Origin of the sequence: Pseudonocardia pini, from assembly GCF_013870575.1 — a bacterium.
Taxonomy (GTDB): Bacteria; Actinomycetota; Actinomycetes; order Mycobacteriales; family Pseudonocardiaceae; genus Pseudonocardia; species Pseudonocardia pini.
In genome coordinates, this window is the sequence record NZ_JACBXB010001087.1 from 1 (window position 1) to 1,384 (window position 1,384).

Consider the following 1,384-nt stretch of genomic DNA (forward strand, 5'->3'; position numbering starts at 1 on the left):
CCGGACCCGATCGTCGTGGCGGACCGGCTGCTGGCCCGGCGGGAGTTCGTGCCCGCCCCCACGCTCAACGTGCTGGCCGCCTCCTGGATCCAGTTCCAGGTCCACGACTGGGTCCACCACGAGCGCGACGCGGCGAACCCGGTCCGGCTCCCCGTGCCCGAGGGCCGCAGCTGGCGCAACCATCCCCACGACACCGAGGACGCGGCGGAGATGCTGATCGCCGCGGACCGCGAGCCGGAGCTCAACACCACCACGCACTGGTGGGACGCCTCCGGGATCTACGGCACGGACGAGGCGGCGGCGCTCGCGCTGCGCACCAACGGCGGGAGCGGGGACGACCTCGAGCTGGAGGAGGGCCACCTCCCGATCGACGACGAGGGCCTGCCGCGCACCGGGTTCGGCGAGAGCTGGTGGCTGGGGCTCAGCGCCATGCAGACGCTGTTCGCCCGCGAGCACAACGCCGTGTGCGCCGCTCTGCGGGCGGAGTACCCCACCCTGTCGGCCGAGCGGCGCTACCAGGTGGCCCGGCTGGTCGTCTCGGCACTGATCGCCAAGATCCACACCGTGGAGTGGACGCCCGCGGTCCTGGGCACGGACGTGATCGACCAGGCGCTCACCGTGAACTGGCGCGGCGCCCAGGACCACCTCGTCACCCGGTTCGGCCTGAACCTCCTCGATCCCCATGCGGTGCACGGGATCCCGGGTTCGAAGCCGGCGCACGACCGGGTGCCGTTCGCGCTCACCGAGGAGTTCGTGACGGTCTACCGGCTGCACCCGCTGATCCCCGACACGTACGTCGTCGGCGACGAGGTGCTCACCTTCGCCCAGATCCAGGGCGCCGCGACGGAGGCCGAGCACCGCAAGCTGGGCCTGCCGACCGTGGTGTCGGCCTTCGCCCGCGCGCACCCGGGGGCGGTGGCCCTGCACAACTTCCCGGACGCGCTGCGGGCGTTCGAGCGGGACGGCGAGCTGGTGGACCTCGCCGTCGTCGACATCGTGCGCACCCGGATGCGCGGGGTGCCCCGCTACAACGAGTTCCGGACCGCCCTGCACCGCCCGCCGCTGCGGACGTTCGAGGAGCTCAGCGACGACCCGGAGACCGTGGCGACGCTGACGGAGCTGTACGGGACGGTGGACCGCGTCGACACCGTCGTCGGGCTGCTCGCGGAGCAGGCCCCGCCGGGCTTCGGCTTCAGCGACACCGCGTTCCGGATCTTCCTGCTGATGGCCTCGCGACGGCTGCAGAGCGACCGGTTCCTCACCGTGGACTACCGCCCGGAGGTCTACACCGAGCTGGGGCTGGACTGGGTGGAGCGCGGCAGCATGGCGGAGGTGATCCGGCGGCACTGCGGGCTCGTGGGGGTACCGGGCGGCAAGGCGGTCT

Annotated in this window: 1 protein-coding gene; it reads left to right on the top strand. The window is 72.8% G+C overall.

Features of this window, described 5'->3' with window-relative positions; all coding sequences use genetic code 11:
- A partial coding sequence (locus H5J29_RS32745) for a peroxidase family protein (RefSeq protein WP_220188224.1) occupies positions 1-1,384 on the top strand: 1,384 nt, incomplete at both ends.